Consider the following 20,805-nt stretch of genomic DNA (forward strand, 5'->3'; position numbering starts at 1 on the left):
CTAGCAACTAGGAACTGTTAACTAGCGACTTTTTTAAAAAAACTTATGTTAAAACACCTAACAACACTCAAACAAAGCAACCCAACCCTGCAGCAGTATCTGTTTATTACCGCCAACTACTGGGCCTTTACCCTAACTGACGGTGCTTTGCGCATGCTTATTGTGCTGCACTTTTATCAGTTGGGTTATGATGCCTTGGCTATCGCGTTTTTATTTTTGTTTTATGAGTTTTTTGGCGTAGTCACCAATCTACTAGGCGGTTGGTTGGGCGCGCGCTTTGGTTTAAACAAAACCATGCATGGCGGCTTACTGTTACAGGTAGCCGCACTGAGCATGCTACTAGTGCCCAATGAGCTATTAACGGTAGCTTGGGTAATGGCCGCACAGGCATTATCGGGCATAGCCAAAGACCTCAATAAAATGAGTGCTAAAAGCGCGATTAAACAATTAATACCCAGCAATGCCGAAGGCAAACTCTATCAATGGGTGGCGCTATTAACCGGCTCCAAAAATAGTTTAAAAGGTGTGGGCTTTTTTCTAGGCGCAGCCTTGCTTGCAGCCTTTGGCTTTCACTACGCCATTGTAATCATGGTGAGCTGTTTAATGCTAGTGTGTATAGCCAGCCTATTTTTATTAAAGCAGGACTTAGGCCGCGCCAGTTATAAGCCTAAGTTTCGCGAAATATTTTCCACTAGCCGCGCGGTGAATATTTTATCGGCAGCGCGACTATGTTTATTTGCCTCGCGGGATGTTTGGTTTGCCGTGGCCCTGCCGGTGTACCTGGCCAGCGAACTAGCTTGGAACCACTGGCAGGTGGGTGCCTTTATCGCCAGCTGGATTATCGCCTATGGCGTTATCCAGGGCTTTAGCCCGCGGCTTACCGGCCATAAAAAAACCGCCGCAGCCCCCGACGGTAAAGCCGCGCTCAAATGGGCCAGCCTATTACTATTAGCACCCAGCTTATTAGCACTAGCACTGACTAGCCACATCGCCCCGCAAACGCTGACAATTATCGGCTTAATGCTGTTTGGCTTTTTATTCGCCATTAACTCATCAGTGCACAGTTTTTTAATTGTGCACTACGCCAAGGCCGATGGCGCATCACTGGATGTAGGCTTTTATTATATGGCCAATGCCCTAGGACGCTTATTCGGCACCTTGGCTTCGGGCTACCTCTATATGCAGCATGGCTTTATCGCCTGCTTGCTAGCCTCCTGCGCGCTCATCATCTGCACCGCAGTAATATCACTGGCACTGCCTAGGCATACACACTAAAATCATCCTCTTTTACGCAATAGCCACACACAACTATGTACCCACTAGATTATATACAACCGGTTTTTCGCCCACCCAGTGAAGCGCGTTCGCTGATTTTGCAAGTCAGCAATGGCTGCTCTTGGAACAATTGCACCTTTTGCGATATGTATACCGCGCCGCAAAAGAAATTCACCGTCAAACCCATAGCAGAAATAGAACAAGAGCTACTCGCCTTAGCTAACGATGGCTACCCGGTAGACCGTGTATTTTTAGCCGATGGCGACGCCATGACCTTATCGGTACGCCGCTTAACGGAAATACTCACCACCATCAAACAACACTACCCCAACGTGCGACGCGTATCGGCCTACTGCCTGCCCCGTAACCTAAAAAACAAAAGCGTAGCCGAGTTAACCACCCTGCGAGAGCTGGGGCTGGATTATATGTATGTAGGCTGCGAAACCGGTGACGATGAACTATTAGGGCTAATAGAAAAAGGCGAAGACTATCAAAGCTCGCTCTCGGCCCTGAAAAAAATTAAGCAAGCAGGCATGACCAGCTCGGTGATGATATTAAACGGCATAGGCGGCCCGAACTACAGCGCCCAACATGCTAAAAACTCTGCTAGGCTAATGAACGAAGCGCAACCCAATTTTTTAAGCATGCTGGTATTAGAGCTACCCAACGGCGACCAACGTTTTGCCAAAAACTTTAAGGGCCAATGGCGCAAGCTTAATCAAAGTGAATTGTTTGAGGAAATGCGCAGCTTTATTAGCCAGCTGGAATTAGACAAAACCATATTCCGCAGCGATCACGCCTCTAACTACTTAGTGTTAAAAGGCACCCTAGGCAAAGATAAAGCAAAGCTGTTAGAGATACTTGATACGGCTATTAATAAGCCGGGGTTAATTCCCCTTAGGGAGGAGTGGCAGCGGGGGCTATAACATCGCTAATTTTCATCGGTATAAATAGTTGCCAACCAATATCAGCAGCCAATAAAATAGACACTTAACTATTTCTCTCACAACAAAGCAAAGCAAATAACAAGCTGTAGCAATGCTCTATACGTAGTAAGAGAAACAGTCGCATCAAAAAATAAAAAGCAACGGACAACACACGTTATCCGTTGCTAACTATTACCAATTATAAGAAGCACTAACGCCAGCCCAGCGAGGTGTACCGTAATACCCCTCTTGCAGACCAAAGTCACCGCCTAAATCAAAGGCTTGCACTAAATACTCTTCATCTTCAAGATTATTCACAAACACCCTAACATCCCAGTTTTCTTCACCACCGGTATAGCTAATAGACATATTTGAGATAGTATAGGAATCAGATGATACTGCTTCGGTAACATCCAGAGCGAAGGTGTGCTTATCCCGATACTGGGAATCAAACTGCAGCGCCATCATGCCAGTAAATAAATCCCATTCGTAACGCACTAGGGTATTTAAGTTCCAAAGCGGCGTTTGCACAGCTGAGGTCTTAGTACCACTTGGCAAGGTCACTTCATTATCGATATAACCTGCACCGAAAAGAACATCAAGCCCTTCAACTGGATTTGACTTTACCTCAAGCTCAAAGCCTGATGTTTTAGCTTCGGCATTAAATGTGTTACCGGTAATGCCTTCAAACGTGAATGCCTGAAAGTTTGCATAATCATAATAATACGCAGCACCAGTAAGCACTAAGGAACCATTAAGTAGAGATGATTTAAAACCAAGCTCATAAGCATCAAGCTCTTCAGGGTCATAGCGCAAATCAGCACCAGTAGGGCGATTGCCAACACTACCCCGAGGATCGGTATAGCTATTCCAACCACCCGATTTAACACCACGACTCCAACTAGCATAAAGCATGGTGTATTGACTAACATCCCAGCTTAAACCTAAGCGGCTAGACCACTCAGTACTAGTAACAGAGTCTTCAACCGCAGGCCCAAGTTGACCAACAATATTCGGATTTAGGAAATTATCCGGATTGATAACATCAGTAATAACAACAGCAAAATCAAAATCTTGCTTATCATGAATAGCTCTTAACCCAGCCGTTACTATCATTGAGTCTGACAAGGAATAATCAATTTGACCAAAGATAGAAGTAGATTGGGTCTTGTTTCTATAGGGGTTAAGCATACCTGGCAAAGTGAAATCGGCATTAACATCAAAGTTTGAATCTACCAAAGACAAATCTGAATCTAACTCATAGTCGCAAAAGCAGTGAATACCACTCAGATCTTTGGCGTCAATATTAAGATGGTAAGCTCCAGCCACCCAATCTACCGTTTCATCCGAACCATTAATTCGCAACTCTTGCGAGAATTGCTCAGCCTCTGTCGACAACATATAGTTATAACCTCCATTGTTAAGAGGGTCATTAGGGCCAGCATCAGTATCCTCAAAGTATTCACGATCAACTTTTGAGTAATCGGTAATTGAGGTCAGGGTAATATAATCATCAATCTCCCAAGTTACCGTCGCAGTATAGCCACTGGTTTCAACATCATTTGATCCTGGTGAATCCCAGTCACCGGCATAGACATCACCATCCGTATCTTCATAACCGTAAGCATCACCTACACCTGGGGTCAGGTTACCACTTCCGTCGGCACTGGCTTGCTGATAAACCCCCGTACGAATATCTGATTTACCGTAACGCGTATTCAATAAAACTTCTACATTGTCAGCTGCAGCAATAGACACTTGCCATCTTGCGGCAATATCATTGGCATTATTGAGTTTTTTGCCGCCTGACGCAGCATTTCTATTCTTGATATAGCCATCATTATCATTGGTCGAAAGCGATATACGGGTAGTCACTTTCTCACTCAGGGAACCACCTACAGCACCTTCAAATTTCACCTGATCATAGGAACCAACCGTTAGTTGCGTATAACCCTCAAACTCTTCTTCAGGTTTCTTTGTTATATAGTTAGCTAAGCCACCGGTAGCATTACGACCAAAAAGAGTACCTTGTGGACCTTTTAATATTTCTACACGCTGCATATCAAAGAGCGCAAAACCAGCTCCAGCGCTTTGGCTGATGTAAACCTCATCAACATATAAAGCAACAGGGCTTTCAACATTAGAAATGAAATTACTGTTTGAAACACCACGAATAGCCATTGAATAATTGGCTTCGCCATTAGGCTGAACCGTACTAACGCCAGGGGCCATAGAGGCAACCTGCTGAGCATTAGTAAAGCCAAGCTGGCGCAACTGATCCCCAGATACAGCGCTAATGGCAATGGGAACCTCCATTGTACTCTGCATTCTTTTTTGAGCTGTAACTATAATTTCTTCAAGTAACGATGAAGCCATAGCTGGCGCAACATTTAAAGCAGCAACACCAAACATAGAGTAACGGACGGCCCTACTTAAACTTGTCGTTAAAGTATTCATATATTCTCCAGAGAAAGCCCTCAGATGGATCCTGGGTGCATTTAATGCAGCTTTCGAATTATTAGATTTATTAATAACTGTACAAGTTAAAAAAATGATCTTATCCAGTACAGCAGTAAACTATTATTATTTAGGATTATTGAGTAGAACCAGTTGCTGGAACCAAATGGCAAAAACTGGGTCTGCTGCAGGACTGCCTGGTGATTATGACTATGTATTCATTATGAAGGGTGCCTTGCGAGCCACGTAATACCTCGTTGCGATTCACATCAAAGAGCTTTGTCGTTTGACCTGCTGGCGCGCCTAAATACACATCGTCACATACATAGTCACTGTTTTTTCATTGTTATCGGCGATAACTTGTAACAGAAACACCACGGATAGCTAAGATAGGATTGTTACCTGCACCTAATGGATTTCCAAAAGTTACGTTTGGTCTTTGGGCTGCAATGCTGGTAGCACCATAGTTAATTAAGCTTTAAATCTATGAACTATAGTGAGCTTTGCCATATTCGGAAAAGTAATGAATAAATATTTTATATTGTGTTTATGCTGCCGTCATACATCCGGAAAAGAGACATCCATCCATATCAGAACGCACCTGTAAAGATAGAAAAAAAACCTAACGTAGTATCGAAATATTGATTACAGACTCTATACGAATATTTACTATAAAGAGTGATTTGTGATGACCAAAATAAACTATGACGCTACAGCTATTGCTTAGCATTGCTCTACAAAAAGCTGTTAGATATGCATGATACGGCTATCAATAAGCCGGGGCTAATTCCGCTTAGGAAGGAGAGGCAGCGAGGATTGTAGCTAATGCGTGCTATAGGATCCCATAGATTCAGCGAGCTCATACTGCTAAGTAACTACAGAGAAACAACAAAATAAAATTAGCGCCAGTTACCCAGCGCTAAACTATCTACTATTTATTTACTGTCCGCACGGCTCATAAAGCTACGCTCTTCGACATTGATTTTAATTCTATCGCCGGTAGAGATATGTTCAGGCACTTGTACGGTTAAACCCGTTGATAACAAGGCAGGCTTAGTTCTTGAGGTGGCGGAGCCGCCTTTAATAGAAGGGTCGGTTTCGGTGATTTCCAACTCCACGTGAGCAGGCAGCTCAATGGCGACGGGGACATCGTCAACAATCACTACTTGAATGCCTTCGGTGGCTTCATTCATAAAAAGAATTTCGTCAGCGATGGACTCTTTATTGAGGTTGTAAGGTGTGTAATTTTCGTTGTCCATAAACACATATTCATCGCCATCGATGTACGAAAACATCACGGCTCTGCGAATAAGGTCGGCAAAGTTCAAAATATCAGAGTCTTTAAACGCCTCATCAATTTTGCGGCCGGTAACCACATCGTACATGCGCATACGGTAGATGCTGCCACCCGCACGGCCCTGTGGCACAGAGCGTTCTATCCCCTTCACTATATAAGTATTACCCTTGTAGTCGAGGGCGGCGTTCTTTTTTATTTCACTGGCCTTAGGCATTGGCTCTAGTCCTGCATGTATTAGTAGGTTAAAAGGTTACAACGTTAACCGGCTATTTTAGTTTAATCGCATGCTCGGTCAATCATTAACCGTCATGGTCTATTTTCTGACAGATCAGCGCTAGGCGACAAGGTTAAGAGCAGTCATGCCCTATCACTGAGGGATAGTTGAGTATACTATTTTTCACTACATATTCACCTATACAAAATAGATATTTTGCCTTCAAACTCATCAAATAGTCTATTTTTATTGCTACTAGCAATGCCATGCATATCGCACTGAAAATAAAGTCATCGCCAAGCCTATAGCAGAAATAGAACAAGAGTTTCTCGCCTCGAGCCAACGACAATATAAGCCTATATGCGCTTCATCGCACTCGACACACTAATTACCCTCGTATCTTCACATGTTACGGCATTGATAAATTTATCTAGAACACGTATTTGAAATACAGCGTTATTTGACTTTATGAGTGTGGCGGTGATGAATGTCCGGAAAATGCGGATGCTTATGAGTAACAGCCATATGACTGTGAGCATGCGTATGCGAACCAACGCCATCCCAGTCAAAGTCGTGCTGATGCTGATGATGGCTATCGTGGCTATGAGCGTGGGTATGCTCAAGCGGCTCGTGAGTGTGCTCATGATCGTGATTTTCAGTAAGATGCAACCAAACACCCAAGCCCATAAATAATGCAGCAAACCAAAACATCATAGACGTCGACTCACCCAAGAGTAAAATTGAAATAACAGCGCCAATAAATGGCGCTGTCGAAAAATAGGCTCCTGTTCTAGCGGTTCCTAGATCGCGTAACGCTAATACAAAAAGTAACAGACTGACACCGTAACCAATAAAGCCAAGCACGGCTGTTTCGAGTAAAACGATACCCTTGGGCAAGTGATAGCCTAGGGATAATGCCAGTGAGCTATTAACAACACCAGCAATTAACCCTTTACTACCAGCAATAAATAACGCATCTGTTCCCGAAACTTTACGAGTGAGGTTATTATCTATTGCCCAGCACAAGCATGCGAAAACAATAAGCATTGAACCAATCAATACAGATGATGATGTACGCGGTTCTAATGGCCACGATAGAAAAATGCCACCGAAAATAATGGCCAGCATGCCAAATACAATTCGCTTATCGGCGTTTTCTTTAAAGATCACCCATGCGATAACAGCCGTTAATACCGCCTCTATATTAAGTAGGAGAGTTGCAGATGAAGCACTGGTGGTTTTCAATCCAAACATTAATAACACCGGGCCTAGCATCCCGCCAAAAACAATGGCGCCAAGTAGCCAAGGCCATTCGCCACGAGTTAGATCAGATTTTTTCCAGCCCTTATCCCGCCATAAACGTATTAAGAGCAGGCCTAAGCCGCTGCCTAAATACAGCAAACCACCCAGTAAAAGCGGTGGCATTTCGCTCAGTAATATTTTGGCAAAGGGCGTACTGATACCAAACAAGCACGCAGCCGTCAGGGCATATAATACGCCCACAGGCAGTTTAGCGATCATTCAATGCCTTTAAAGGTGCCAGAGAAATTCGCGTCGTAAACATCACCACCAGATGACATGAGTACATAGAGTGTCTTTTCCTCACGCTTGTTTTCGACTGCGACTATATAATAGCCTTTACCTTTGGTAGCTATCGTTACGCTCTCTTTCGGAACTAATGCCCAGTTAGCGGTAAGCTTGCCGATGTCTAACCCAACATCTTTCTTTGATAGTTGTGCTGCAACGTCGGCTGCTAAAGCCGCTGCCTTTGCATCTGTAATGGGGGCATGGTCGCTGTGTGCAAAAACCTGCTGGCTTAGCAGTAATACTAAAGATAAAAGCGTCGTTATACCTATTTTCATAATAATACCTTAATGTTTTAGTGATTAATGAGAGTGGGAGCTTTCGCCGTTGTGAGAATGTGTGTCGCTGGGTAACGCATCGTCCTGCACTTCTTTATCTTGTGAAGAATCAGCCTTAGAGTTAAATTTTACCGGATAAGCAGTGAGTGGTGATGATTGCGCCTCCATATCCTCATGAATATGCGAATGATCATCAGCGTTTAGCGGAAAATCATCAGGGTACTGTGTGTGTTGGTAGCCATGAAGCTGCATAAGTAGCAAAAGCCCACCAAGCAACATCAACCCTATGTTTGACGCCTTGCTGAATCGAGTAAAGGATGCCGTTTTTCTCCAGCCAGCAAGTATAATCAGCATAATACTCAAAGCGATGATTTGACCTAGCTCTACACCAACGTTGAAGGAGAGAATTTTTAACACTAAATTATCTGTCCCCAGCGGTAGTTGCTGTAACCGCGTAGACAAACCAAAGCCATGAATTAAGCCAAAGCCAAATACCATCCAGGTTAAATTAGGGGATGGCATCTGAAAGAATCGCTTAAAACCATCTAGGTTATCAAAAGCTTTATAACAAACCGTTAGCGCTATCACGGCATCAATCAAATAATAGTTTGCATTTATCTCTAACAACGTTGCAAAAACTAACGTAATTGAATGGCCAATAGTAAAGGCGGTTATAAACTTTAGAATATCGCTAAACCGAGTTAAGAAGAAGATCACGCCGAATAAAAACAGAAGATGGTCATAGCCAGAAAGCATATGTGTAGCACCAAGCTGCACATATTCCCAATAACCTGCATTGAGGATGCGTGCCTGATCTTCCGCTGACATACCGTGCGCAAAAGCAACGCCACTCAAGCTCGACAATAAAACCACTAAAATAATTCTAAACATACAAATTCCATAAAGTAGAGTTTTGTGGCCATAACTATCTATGACCACGACAAAAATTTAAACTTACTATTTTTTGATTGGCAAAATATCTTTATGCAGAAACCGATAAAGCACCGGTAATACAAACAAGGTAAGCAAGGTTGACGATATAATTCCGCCAATAACAACGGTTGCTAAAGGCCGCTGCACTTCCGAGCCAATACCTGTGTTTAGGGCCATTGGTACAAAGCCAAGTGATGCTACAAGTGCGGTGGTTATTACTGGACGTAGTCGTGTTAACGCGCCCTCAACAATCGCCTTTTCAACCGTAAGCCCCTCGCGTATGAGTTCACGAATAAACGACACCATGACCAAGCCGTTGAGGATGGCAATACCCGACAGAGCAATAAAGCCGACTGCGGCCGATATAGAGAATGGAATGTCACGTAGCACGAGAAATAAAACGCCACCTGTGAGAGCCAAAGGCACACCGGTAAAAATGATCATGGCATCTTTAAATGACCCCAAAGCAAGAAACAACAAGCCAATTATCATGATCAAAGTAATAGGAACCACAACCGTTAAGCGCTTCGATGCAGACTGAAGCTTTTGATAAGTACCGCCATATTCCACCCAATAGCCCGGTGGGACTTCAACAGATGTATTGATGGCCGATTGTATATCAGCAACAAACGAACCTAAGTCACGCCCTCGTACATTGGCCGTAACAACAACACGGCGCTTACCATTTTCGCGATTAACCTGATTAAACCCTTCAACTAGCTCTAATGTAGCAAGCTCCTGTAAAGGTACGGCATCCGCATGAGGTAATTGAATGGGTAAATACTGTAAACGATCCATATCTGTACGGCGCTCTTCATTTAGGCGCACGACAATATTACTTCGCCTATCACCTTCATAAAACTGACCAGCGACTTCACCACCCAAGGCGACCGCCAGCTGATCCTGCAAATCATTAATTGATAAACCGTATTGCGCCAGAACTTCTAGCTTGGGTTGCATGGTCATAATGGGCAATCCAGTGATTTTTTCCATCTGGACATCGGCAATACCTTCGACGTTAGCAATAACGCTTTCTATTTCACTACCCAGCGCTTGTAACTGATCAAAATTATCACCAAATATTTTTATTGCCAGCTCTGCCCGCACACCAGACAATAATTCATTAAAACGCATTTGAATCGGCTGAAGGAATTCGTAACGATTCCCAGGTATAGATTCAACCAAGGTAGCTAAATCATCGACCACCTGCATTTTAGTTTTACTTGGGTCTGGCCACTCATTACGCGGTTTCAAAATAATAAAGTTATCGGCAACGCTAGGAGGAACCGCATCGGTTGCCACGTCGGCAGTGCCTATTTTGGCAAAGACGCGTTCAACTTCGGGTAACTGACTAATTCTTTCTTCTAAAGTTTTCTGCAACTCGATTGCCTGTCCCAATGACGTACCGGGAATACGCAAAGCATGCATAGCGATATCGCCTTCATCCAAATTTGGTGCAAATTCACTGCCTAATCTAGTGGCAAGAAAAAGCGAACCCGCAACCAGGACTATTGCAAAGCCAATCACCAGCCAACGCGCCTTAAGCGCAAGTGTCAAAAGCGGCTCATACATTGATCGACTTACTCGAATAATCGCACTATCTTTTTCTTCAATCGGCTTGCGAAACAGTAAAGCAATACATGCTGGAACAAAGGTAATAGATAGTACGATGGCACTAGTCAATGCAATAACCACTGTCAACGCCATAGGATGAAACATTTTTCCTTCAACACCGGTTAAAGCAAAAATGGGTAAATATACAACAGTGATAATAAATACGCCGAACAGGGCTGGTCGAATAACTTCCCGCGTAGCATTAAAGACGATATCAAAGCGCTCTCGAATAGCCAGCTCCTTTTTGGATGCCGATGCATGACTGAGTTTGCGCAAACAATTTTCAACAATAATAATCGCACCATCGACGAGTAAACCAAAATCTAAAGCACCTAAGCTCATTAAGTTAGCACTTACACCCGCATGCACCATTCCAGTAATCGTCATTAGCATTGCAACAGGAATAACCGCCGCCGTAAGTATTGCTGCACGCACATTACCTAATAGGAAAAACAAAACAACGATGACGAGTAACGCGCCTTCAAATAAATTGGCTTGAACGGTTTTAAGTGTTTTATCGACTAGACCAGTACGATCGTAAACAGCGGTTGCTGTTACACCTTGAGGAAGCCCCAGCTTTATCTCTTCTAGTTTTTCAGCAACGGCCTTTGCCACGGTACGGCTATTTTCACCCACCAACATAAATACCGTACTCATGACAACCTCACGGCCATTTTGTGTCGCAGCACCGGTTCGCAGCTCTTTACCTTCCTCGATACTAGCCACATCTTTTATTCGAATAGGAATGCCGTTATCACTGCGTATCAGTATGTCACCTAGCTCTTCAACGTTTTCACGTTGACCAGGTACCCGCAGTAACCATTGCGACCCATTATGCTCGACAAATCCCACACCCCGATTTTGGTTGTTATTTTGAATTGCTCGAATAACATCTGCTTGCGTGACTTGCAATGCGAGAAGTTTTTCGGGCTCAATAGCAACTAGAATCTCTCGCTTGTAGCCACCAATCGGATTGACTTCAACCACCCCGGGTACGCGTAACAACTGCGGCCGAATAATCCAATCGTGAACAGAGCGCAAATCTGTAGGTGTAATCAACGAACCATCGGGGTTTAGCGCACTGGGGTCAGCGTCTACAGTAAACATGAAAATCTCGCCCAAACCAGTGGCAATTGGGCCTAGCTCTGGTTCAAGTAGACGAGGCAGGTTGGATTTAGCACCCGACAAACGCTCACCGACCAACTGACGAGCAAAATAAATATCAGTATCGTCACTAAAGATCACAGTAACTTGCGATAAGCCATAGCGAGAAACTGAGCGGGTATACTGTAAATTCGGTAGTCCGGCCATGGCTGTTTCAATAGGAAAAGTCACACGCTGCTCAACTTCAAGCGGGGTATAACCTGCGGCCTCAGTATTAATCATGACCTGGACATTGGTAATATCAGGAACAGCATCAATCGGCAATTTGGTAAAGTTCCACAAACCGAGCCCGCTTAATGCGAGCACGGCGACCATGATCAAGGCGCGCCGCTGAATTGAAAACCGGATAATATATTCGAGCATGGAATTTCCCTTACTGGTTCTAGTTGTTAGTGATCGTGTGAGGCACCGGACTTTTCAATATCTGCCTTAATAATAAAACTGTTCTCCGTCACATATTCTGAGCCTACGTCTAACCCCCCTAACACCTCAATCCACTCTCCGGCTTTACGCCCTAACTCCAACATACGCACTTCATACTGCTCACCCACTTTGGCATACACCACGGTGAAATCTCGAAAGGATTGCAAGCCGATACGCTTAACGGCCAAAGGAACCAAGTAGCGATCCACTTCGATCTCGCCTGTGACATACTGGCCAGGAATATAAAGACCTGACGCGTTATCTATTGCTACACGTACTATTGTGGATTGATTACGCTGAAGTTGGCTATCCAGAAAGATCACTGTGCTTATTAGGCTGTCCTTCACTTCACCCACATTAATAGTGGCTGGGGCGCCAAGACTCACCCGCGCACGGTCTGTCGGAAATACCGCTAATTCTGCGGTTAATTTCTGCAAATTGGTGATGGACAATAGAACACGGCCATCTGTTTGCTCACCGTCATTAGCAAATTTAGCTGAGATAACGCCATCACTAGGTGAAGTAATCGCATAGGACGTTAAACTCTCGTTACTTTCAATCCTGGCTAGTACATCACCTGACTTTACCGTTTGCCCTAAGTTCACTGGCATTGATTTAATTTGTCCATCAAAGCGTGCGGTAATATGACGCTGACCATCCTGCGCTGGCACTATGCGACCAAATACCTCAATGGTTTCAGAAAGAGTGGCCTCTCCAGCAATTTCTGTTTGTATATTCATCGCCTCAGCAACTTTTGGCTCAATATTTGTGCGTCCTTCAAAGTTGTCGTATTGCCATTGATAGCTTTTATTTTGATAGTTCGCATTAATTGTCACCGCGAACGAATGAGGTTCATAAATTTCCATGTCGCCTCTTAAAAAGTCACTCTGTGGTTTAAAGTTTATGGTATCAACCACGCCACCTAAACGGGTCAGCTTTACCGTCAAGGAAACCGCCTCGGGGGCGACAGGCTTATCTTGGTTAGTCACCCAAACACGAAATTCTGGTGGCACACCTGTTTCAAAAATCGATAGCTCGATCACAAATCCATCTTGTTTTAACAGACGCCCTCGATTAGGACCTTTCTCAGGCTCAGTTTCCACTATAGAGTCATCAACGGCAGCTACCGATACAGAGGTAGTAACAAATGTCAGCACGACCCCAAAAAACATGAACCCGAACGCCACAGGATGTAATAGTAATTTTTTCATTTCTTTCCTCGATCCATTAAATATTTTAATGATTTACGCGTAATTAATCTGGTTAGAGTGCGGTGCTATAACGCAGAAGCGCCAATCCCGTTAAACGTTCTAACTCGACGGTGTTGTTAAGTGCCATCAAACGCGCATCGATAAGTGCAAGTTGTGCGTCGAGAAGCTCTTGTTGAACCATTGACCACTCTTGATAGCTGTATTTACCTAATTGATAGGCTTTATGCGTTTCTTCTAAAGCACGCGCCAAGCGCGGGATAATTTTATTTTCAAGTGAATCGTTAATGTGATGGCCGTGCTTTAACTCCTCATAGAGCACAAAAACTTGTGTGAGTAGCTGAATTTCAGTTGCGTTAGCATCGGCCAGATAACGGCCCTTATCAGCAGTTAAAGCAGAAATTCTCCCTTGGTTACGGTTCGATTTACCCAGCGGCAATGACACGCCAAACGTCAAACCATAATCTTCTGTTCTTTCATAACGGCTAATCCCTGCATTAAAGCGTAATCTATTTTTTGATTCTTCTTTTGCAAGGGTTATTTCACTCTCTATGAGCCGCTCTTGAGTTAAGAAATAACGTATTCTAGGGTTAGTTTTAATGGCTTCGTTGAGGTCAGAAAATTCGATTGGCAACCTGGATATATTTAAAGACCCCGATACAGAAGTAAAATCTATATATGCACCTCCCCACATAGACGCTAGTATTTTTTTAGCGGATTTCAATTCATGGGTAATATCTTCAATATTCAGGTTTCGGCGCTCAACACTAACCTCTGCTCGAAGTTGATCTGCCACTAAAGCACTACCAGCACTAACACGCTTAGAAATACCCATAAGAGCCTTTTCCATATTCTGCTGTGCTTTTATCGCAATAGCTAAACGATCTTGAAGTGCTATAACAGTTAAAAATTGGTGCGCTGTTTTCGCTGCAATATCATAACGCTTTATGTCACGCTCAATATCAACAAGCGTTTTTTTCGCTTGGAATTTACCGACTCTTCGATTTGATAACTCACCATCTAAAATCCAACTAATGCTTAATGTAGCCTTGGAATTATCAAGCTTTGAGTATTCGTCTGATCCAAAAGCATCTTCTACCACCAAGGATAATTCCGGTTTTTGACCAACCGCTGCATAGCTAACATCACCCTCAGCACTTTTTATACGATAGGCAAAGCTGGCCAACTCTGGATGTTTATTTAAGCTTCTGGCAATCGCCTCCTGCATTGAAAGCTCTATTTCTAGCTGACCCGCAGCGTATACAGGAAATGATGCAACTAGACAAAAAGACAATGATCGTAACGCATGCAAAGCTGATTGACGCACAAAAAACCGACTACCAATCGGTTTTTTGTGCGTGCGCTTATGGCCCAAAAAAAGCATTATATTTCCTTAATGGCTAAATAGATGTTCGAAAGAGTGATGAATGAAATCAACAGAGAATGTGCTAATAGATGCAATAGTTAAAGCCGAAATTAACACAAATAAATAAGGAAATGAATTACCCTTATTATCATTTAATAAATATCTAATTCTTAATTCAAAAGGGTGTCTAGTAAAAGCACAGCCAGCTGTTGGCTCTTGTTGTCGGGCGTTGATAAACGATTGCAAACGAGTAACTTTTATTATTGTTTTCGAAATCAGTGTTACATCGCTTATGAGTGCTAATACAGCATTGTCGGCGGTTTGCTCAAGCGCTAACGAATAAGATTCATTTAACCTATATCCCAACTGATTAGGGTAAAACGTTGAGAAAATAGAAAAAGTGTATTTTTTAAGCGGGTGTGAATACTTTGCATGTGCAAGCTCATGCTGCTGCACAACACAACTCTCCTCATTGCTTAGCTGGTCATGAAGTCCTTGGGTAATATAAGCTTGTGGCTTTAATAGTCCCGACGTAAACGCACTAACATTCTTTGAATCTATAATCATGCATCCATTGGGCATTGCCTCTGGCTTAGAAAATTCATTGAGCAGATTAAAATTCGATATTACTTTTAACGCTTTTACAGATTTCATTAACAGTAACAATAAAACCAATGTACTAAACAAGAGCAAAGAGACGCCATGCCAGCTAAGTACCGAAAACGTATATATGTGATGCCAGTGCAAAGGTGATGTTAACCATGCGCTTTGCCATTTAAATAGCTCTGGAAATACGAGAACCACCACAGAAAGAAAACTCACTACCCATGGCAAAGTAACTATGCACCAAAGTAAACGTGATCGACTTTTGGCGTTAAACTGTGACAATAAACGATTTAACTGAACAATGAGTAGTGATACCACAAGTAAGGTAAAACTAAAGCTCAAAATAGCAATAGTGAGAACATTAAGTACTAGCCCAAAATCACCGAATATCATTCTTTCGAATCCAGACTGACTTTTAAACGCCGCTCGTCTATCAGTCGTTCCAGCTCATCTAATTGCCTTTCATTCATACCACTCGATAACGAAGTAAATGCAGCTAGCAACGTGTTCTCACCACTTGAGCCAAAATCACTGGAAATCTCATTAACTAGCTGGCCTATGAATGCGTCTCGATCACTAACGGCCTGATACTGAAAAGCGTGCCCATGCTTTTCACGTAGCAGCACCCCTTTTTTAAACAGGCGATCCAAGGTGCTTTGAATGGTGTTTAGTGAACCACCACGGCGCTTCTCAAAGTAGGAAAAGACCTGCTTTGCATCAGCTGACCCCGTTTCCCATAGGTATTGAAGGACTAATTTTTCGAGCTCACCGAGGTGCATATCTTAGATAACCATAGCCGTAAATAAGGTAGAGGAAGATAGCATACACAAAAACCGACTGGCAATCGGTTTTTGTGTATGCTTTTAATTCTTGTGAGATTACAGCAGAGCGAATCACCCCTTACACAGCTATAAGAATCTGAAAGAATGACAAAAAGACCTATAAGCTTAGGGGTTACCCATAGCTTTAGATAGATGGAGCTTAAACAGATAAGACATCAAGAAGGAGATATACCAGCAAATCGTCAGCGTCCATATATCATGGGATAAAAAATGAGCACCCCGTAATTGCTGCGCCACGCCAAAGATTAGCCCTAAAAGCATCACCGCTACTAAGCTAACGTTACGCCAACGGGGCAAGTAACAACGACAAAAGAAATACAGCGCCAGCCACGCATAAGCACCACTGGCATGGCCAGAGGGAAAGCAGCGGCCACCCTGCGCGGATAACATAGCCTCAAGCCAAGATTGATAGGGTAACTCACCACCAAACTGGCTATAGTTCCAGGGGCAAGACACGGCCGTCAGCTGCTTTAAGACACTCACTATAATTAACGAAAGGGATACCGAGGCTAGTAAATAAAACAAACCTCTTTGGTATTTTTTTAAACGCATTACTACAAAGCTGCTACACAATAATCCTATTAACACTAAATACAGCGTTAAGACTAAAGCCCTGCCCCCTTGATGGATAACGTCTTGCAACAGCCAACTACCTTGATAACGCCACTCATAACCTTGATACGCATATAACTTAGCAGCCAACAGCCTATCGACATCCAACCCTAATAAAACAGCATTGACTGCTATGAAGGTTACCGCAGGTAATAGCCAAACGGCTAAAGGATGTCTTAACGTGCGCGTCAGCAGTGTCATGGTTAGCATTAGTTTACTTGAAACAAGCTTGGGCCATTAGACACAGATGCAGAGTCCACCTCAAACAGATCCAACAAAGCATGACACACTGCATCATGAGAGTTACTTACATCTTTCAATTCCAATGCACTGCTAATATCCACATCTGAGGACTCGCCCACCCAGGCAATCACCGGCACATCTATCTGTTCGGCGGGGGCTATTAGGTAAGGCATGCCGTGTAGATACAAACCATTTTCACCCAGCGACTCGCCATGATCGCTTACGTAAAGCAAAGCGGTTTCATAGTTAGGGGTATTGGCTTTTAACAAAGCTATAGCCTTAGCCAAAAAATAATCGGTGTAAAGAATGGCATTGTCGTAGGCGTTATTAATTTCCTCATCACTACACTGGCCTAACTCTGCTGAATGACAGGCCGGGGTAAAACGCTCAAACTCTGCCGGGTAACGTTTGTAGTAGGCGGGGCCATGGTTACCCATTTGATGTAACACAATTAAAATATCACCGCTTTGCGCATCGATATACTCTTGCAAGCCCTGCAACATACCCACATCTCTACATTCAACATCACACACGGGATTGCGTGCTTTGTCGCTAAAATCTTCAAAGGGTATACGGTCGGCCACACCTTTAGAGCCTGAGTTATTATCCCGCCATAGAATATTGACCCCTACACGCGCTAGTACATCTAATACGTTTTCCATGCCGCTGGCTGCACTTCTAGAATAATTATCGTGATCTAACATAGAAAACATACAGGGTACAGACACCGCCGTTGAGGTGCCACAGGCTGAAATATGACTATAACTAACTAAGCGGCTCTCTTTGCTTAGCTCTGGGTTGGTATTACGGGCGTATCCATTTAAAGAAAAACGATCACGCCTAGCGGTCTCCCCCACCACCATAATAATTAACTCATGGCCGGAATCGGTATCGGCAATATCCGCGTTGGGCGAAGTTGTTTTAATCTCTGTTACGGTGACGGTTTTACTATAAGAAGTGATAAACTTCCCCAAGGAATAAATCGCATAACTAGGGTTGCTGTAATAGCGCAGGTTTTTATGCTCATGGGAAAACACCGCATAAACATCACTAAAACTCACTATGCACAGCACCATCGCAAATATTGAGACTAAGGCCGTTTGCAAACCATATCGCAATTCCCTCCACCATAAAGACGGCGTAAACTTTAACAGCCATAAGCCTATAACAGGAAAAATACCCAACACTAATACATATAGAATCAAGCCATAGCTAAATAGATCGGCAGCCTCCGACACATCTGTTTCAACAATATTCTGCAACATGACATCGTCAAAAGTAATGCCAAATCTATCCATATAAAACCCTGCAACCGCAGCGGTTAGCAAAAAGAAACTACACACCCAGCGCACCGGCACCAACAGGCTAAGCACAGCAATAAATAACACCAAAATACAGAACAGCAGCAAGCCTACCGATAGGATAAATCCCATATTTTCAGCTAAGGGGTAAATAACCAGCAACTTTTCAAAAAATACATGATTGGACGTTAACAGCAAAAACGCTGCCGTTATTAACGTTAATACGGTGGGTGTTACCTTGTTATAGAAGGGTATAGCGTTGAGAGATAACTTCATAGTAAGCCTAATATCATTATTGATAAGTACTGACTTACAGGTCGTTCAAAAACAAAAAACAGGTTATTTTGACACACTGGACAACCCCATTATTTGCAACCTTATAAACCAACTTGCAATATAACAAGACAAACTTAACAAAAGCTTAAGATGGCGTAGTGTAGAAAATAAATATTGAAAAACGATATCAATCAGGCAGGCGGTAATTACCCTGCTGGTAAGAATAGGGACCAAACAGCGCATGAGCCAAAGCCTTGTCGATTAAGGTTTTATTTTGCACGGCTGACTTAGTGTATTTTCCCTTTTTATATGAATATTGTACGGCGGGTTTATTACGCTCAAAAACTACAACTTGATCACCCTCGCGGTAGGCCTGGGTTTTGTTGTATTGCATCATCGCCCTACCAGAATCACCAGCATATTTAGGGTCTGTTATATCGCGGCCTATAGCCGGAAATTCAGCATCTATACCTGCCATAGACAGTAGCGTGGGGAACAAATCGATTTGGCTGCTCACTTTGCTATACACCGATGGCTGTACCCCTCCACCCATAATCAAACCCGGTATATGAAAATATTCTATGGGGACTAAATTGGCGCCACGCACGCGGGAGTTATGGTCGGCCACCACTAAAAACAAAGTGTTATCCCAATAGCGGGATTGCTTAGCCTGTTTAAAAAATTGCCCTAGGCTGTAATCGGCGTATTTAACCGCGTTATTCTCTGTTGCTTTTTCCTTATCATATAAAGCTATACGATTATCGGGAAAGTCGAAGGGGGTGTGATTAGAAGAGCTAAACACTAAACTGAAAAAAGGTTTGTCACCGTAACTTTGAAAAAGCTTATCGGCCTTACTAAATAAGTCCTCGTCCGACACCCCCCAAGAGCCGACAAACTGTGGATCACTATAATCCTTTTGTTCGATAATTTTACTAAAACCATTATTCATAAAGAAGCGTTTCATATTATCGAAGTGGGCTTCACCGCCATAAATAAAGCTGGTGTCGTAACCTTTACGGCGCAGCACTTCGGCAAAACTAAAAAAGCCGCGCTGAGATTGGCTTAATTTCACTACCGAGCGTGCAGAGGTAGGAGTAAAGCCGGTGATCACCGCCTCTATACCGCGCACCGAGCGCGTGCCGGTAGCATAGAGATTTTCAAACCATAGCCCTTGCTCAGCCAACGCATCCAACTGTGGCGTAAGATGCTTGCCTCCTAAGCTACCGACAAATTCTGCCCCCAAGCTCTCCTCTAAAATAATCACGATATTTTTCGGCTTAGCCTGCGTATTCAAAGCGGCCTGGTTATGTAAGGTTGGAATATCGCCGACGATAAAATCACTGGCGGGCACCCGCATCTCGGCCTTTACTATTGCCAACATCTTATCTACCGCCATATCGCCATAGGCTAGCGAGCCTTTTTCGTCTCTGGCCGATTCGTAGATGGCATATAACAGTGAATAGCTGGAGTTTAAGGCGATATCGTTAACCATTAAGTCGGTAGAAAAAGCCACCACACTAGGGTTAGCTGGCCTATGGCCGACACTGGAGCGCACAGCTAAAACCAACAGGCAAAACAACACTAACGATAGCGCTAAGGCTTTAGGCCAAGTTAAAGAGACGATGGGGGCGGCGGGTAATACTCGCCATAAGGTTATAGCAGCCAAGGGCATGGCAATCGCGGTAATGATAAAACAGGTTTTAAAACCGCCCCATAGCATAGCCAGTACTTCTTTGGGGTATTTCAAATACTCCACAAATAAAATGTTGGGGCGGGCATCAAATTGCAGTAAAAAATTAGGGGTGGCCAGCTCCATAAATAACAACCACAGCAACGCCGCACACAAATAGAATTTTAACAGCCCCGGCCAGAAGCTATATAAGGCTTTGCACTGATTGATTAGCGGGCTAAGGCTAAGTGGGATAATAAGCAGGGCAGACAGTATTAGCACATCGAAGCGCAGGCCCTGTAATAATAGAAACCCCAAGCCCTGCGAGGCTGCCACCCTGTCCCACTGCCAAGCGATATAGCCCAGCCTAAAGGCTGACAACATGAAAAGGCCCAAGCCTATGGCATAAGCATAGGGCTTTAACAGGGCTAAGAGGGAACGATTGTGGGTGGTGCTAGCAGTTGGGTATGTTGTCATGCTAAATACTGTACTCTCAAAACCTTAAGACAGTCTTAAG

General features: G+C 43.6%; 15 protein-coding genes. 2 read left to right on the forward strand and 13 right to left on the reverse strand.

The genetic code is table 11. The annotated features are described in order from the left end of the window. Positions 1-45 precede the first annotated feature (45 nt). The gene (gene arsJ / locus B067_RS0114745) at positions 46-1,275 is read left to right on the forward strand and encodes an organoarsenical effux MFS transporter ArsJ (RefSeq protein WP_019530858.1); all 1,230 of its coding nucleotides are present in this window, start codon (positions 46-48) and stop codon (positions 1,273-1,275) included. A gap of 35 nt (positions 1,276-1,310) precedes the next feature. Then, positions 1,311-2,201, forward strand: a complete 891-nt coding sequence (locus B067_RS0114750; RefSeq protein ID WP_019530859.1) for a radical SAM protein — start codon at positions 1,311-1,313, stop codon at positions 2,199-2,201. A gap of 192 nt (positions 2,202-2,393) precedes the next feature. Here B067_RS0114750 and B067_RS0114755 read toward each other — a convergent pair whose 3' ends face one another. The 13 genes from B067_RS0114755 to B067_RS0114820 form a co-directional block, all read right to left on the reverse strand. Beyond that, positions 2,394-4,658, reverse strand: a complete 2,265-nt coding sequence (locus B067_RS0114755) for a TonB-dependent receptor (RefSeq protein ID WP_026244696.1) — start codon at positions 4,656-4,658, stop codon at positions 2,394-2,396. A 935-nt stretch (positions 4,659-5,593) separates the two neighbouring features. Next, positions 5,594-6,169: an elongation factor P-like protein EfpL gene (gene efpL, locus B067_RS0114760; RefSeq protein ID WP_019530861.1), complete on the reverse strand. Its 576-nt coding sequence runs from the start codon at positions 6,167-6,169 to the stop codon at positions 5,594-5,596. 456 nt (positions 6,170-6,625) lie between these two features. Beyond that, positions 6,626-7,690 carry a DMT family transporter gene (locus B067_RS0114765; protein WP_019530862.1) on the reverse strand — a complete coding sequence of 355 codons (1,065 nt, stop codon included), beginning with the start codon at positions 7,688-7,690 and terminating at the stop codon, positions 6,626-6,628. Next, positions 7,687-8,031 carry a DUF6488 family protein gene (locus B067_RS0114770; RefSeq protein ID WP_019530863.1) on the reverse strand — a complete coding sequence of 115 codons (345 nt, stop codon included), beginning with the start codon at positions 8,029-8,031 and terminating at the stop codon, positions 7,687-7,689. Before B067_RS0114770 ends, B067_RS0114765 begins: the two co-directional genes overlap by 4 nt. 24 nt (positions 8,032-8,055) lie before the next feature. Continuing rightward, complete coding sequence (locus B067_RS0114775; protein WP_019530864.1) at positions 8,056-8,922, reverse strand: HupE/UreJ family protein; 867 nt, start codon at positions 8,920-8,922, stop codon at positions 8,056-8,058. A gap of 66 nt (positions 8,923-8,988) precedes the next feature. Next, positions 8,989-12,105 carry an efflux RND transporter permease subunit gene (locus B067_RS0114780; protein WP_019530865.1) on the reverse strand — a complete coding sequence of 1,039 codons (3,117 nt, stop codon included), beginning with the start codon at positions 12,103-12,105 and terminating at the stop codon, positions 8,989-8,991. A 26-nt stretch (positions 12,106-12,131) separates the two neighbouring features. Continuing rightward, positions 12,132-13,376 carry an efflux RND transporter periplasmic adaptor subunit gene (locus B067_RS0114785; protein WP_020700312.1) on the reverse strand — a complete coding sequence of 415 codons (1,245 nt, stop codon included), beginning with the start codon at positions 13,374-13,376 and terminating at the stop codon, positions 12,132-12,134. Between the two features lie 52 nt (positions 13,377-13,428). After that, positions 13,429-14,757 (reverse strand): TolC family protein, encoded by a 1,329-nt coding sequence (locus tag B067_RS0114790; protein ID WP_083921434.1) that lies wholly within the window; start codon positions 14,755-14,757, stop codon positions 13,429-13,431. Positions 14,758-14,766: 9 nt separating this feature from the next. Further along, entirely contained in the window at positions 14,767-15,738 is a 972-nt protein-coding gene (locus B067_RS21420; RefSeq protein ID WP_019530869.1) for a M56 family metallopeptidase, read from the reverse strand. Then, the gene (locus tag B067_RS0114805) at positions 15,735-16,124 is read right to left on the reverse strand and encodes a BlaI/MecI/CopY family transcriptional regulator (protein WP_019530870.1); all 390 of its coding nucleotides are present in this window, start codon (positions 16,122-16,124) and stop codon (positions 15,735-15,737) included. The genes B067_RS21420 and B067_RS0114805 overlap by 4 nt, the downstream gene beginning before the upstream one ends. A gap of 168 nt (positions 16,125-16,292) precedes the next feature. Beyond that, positions 16,293-17,009: a phosphatase PAP2 family protein gene (locus B067_RS0114810; RefSeq protein ID WP_019530871.1), complete on the reverse strand. Its 717-nt coding sequence runs from the start codon at positions 17,007-17,009 to the stop codon at positions 16,293-16,295. Further along, positions 17,009-18,619 carry a phosphoethanolamine transferase gene (locus B067_RS0114815; protein WP_019530872.1) on the reverse strand — a complete coding sequence of 537 codons (1,611 nt, stop codon included), beginning with the start codon at positions 18,617-18,619 and terminating at the stop codon, positions 17,009-17,011. Before B067_RS0114815 ends, B067_RS0114810 begins: the two co-directional genes overlap by 1 nt. 187 nt (positions 18,620-18,806) lie before the next feature. After that, entirely contained in the window at positions 18,807-20,765 is a 1,959-nt protein-coding gene (locus tag B067_RS0114820) for an LTA synthase family protein (protein ID WP_019530873.1), read from the reverse strand. Positions 20,766-20,805 lie beyond the last annotated feature (40 nt).

It is taken from the genome of Dasania marina DSM 21967, assembly GCF_000373485.1.
GTDB lineage: Bacteria > Pseudomonadota > Gammaproteobacteria > Pseudomonadales > Dasaniaceae > Dasania > Dasania marina.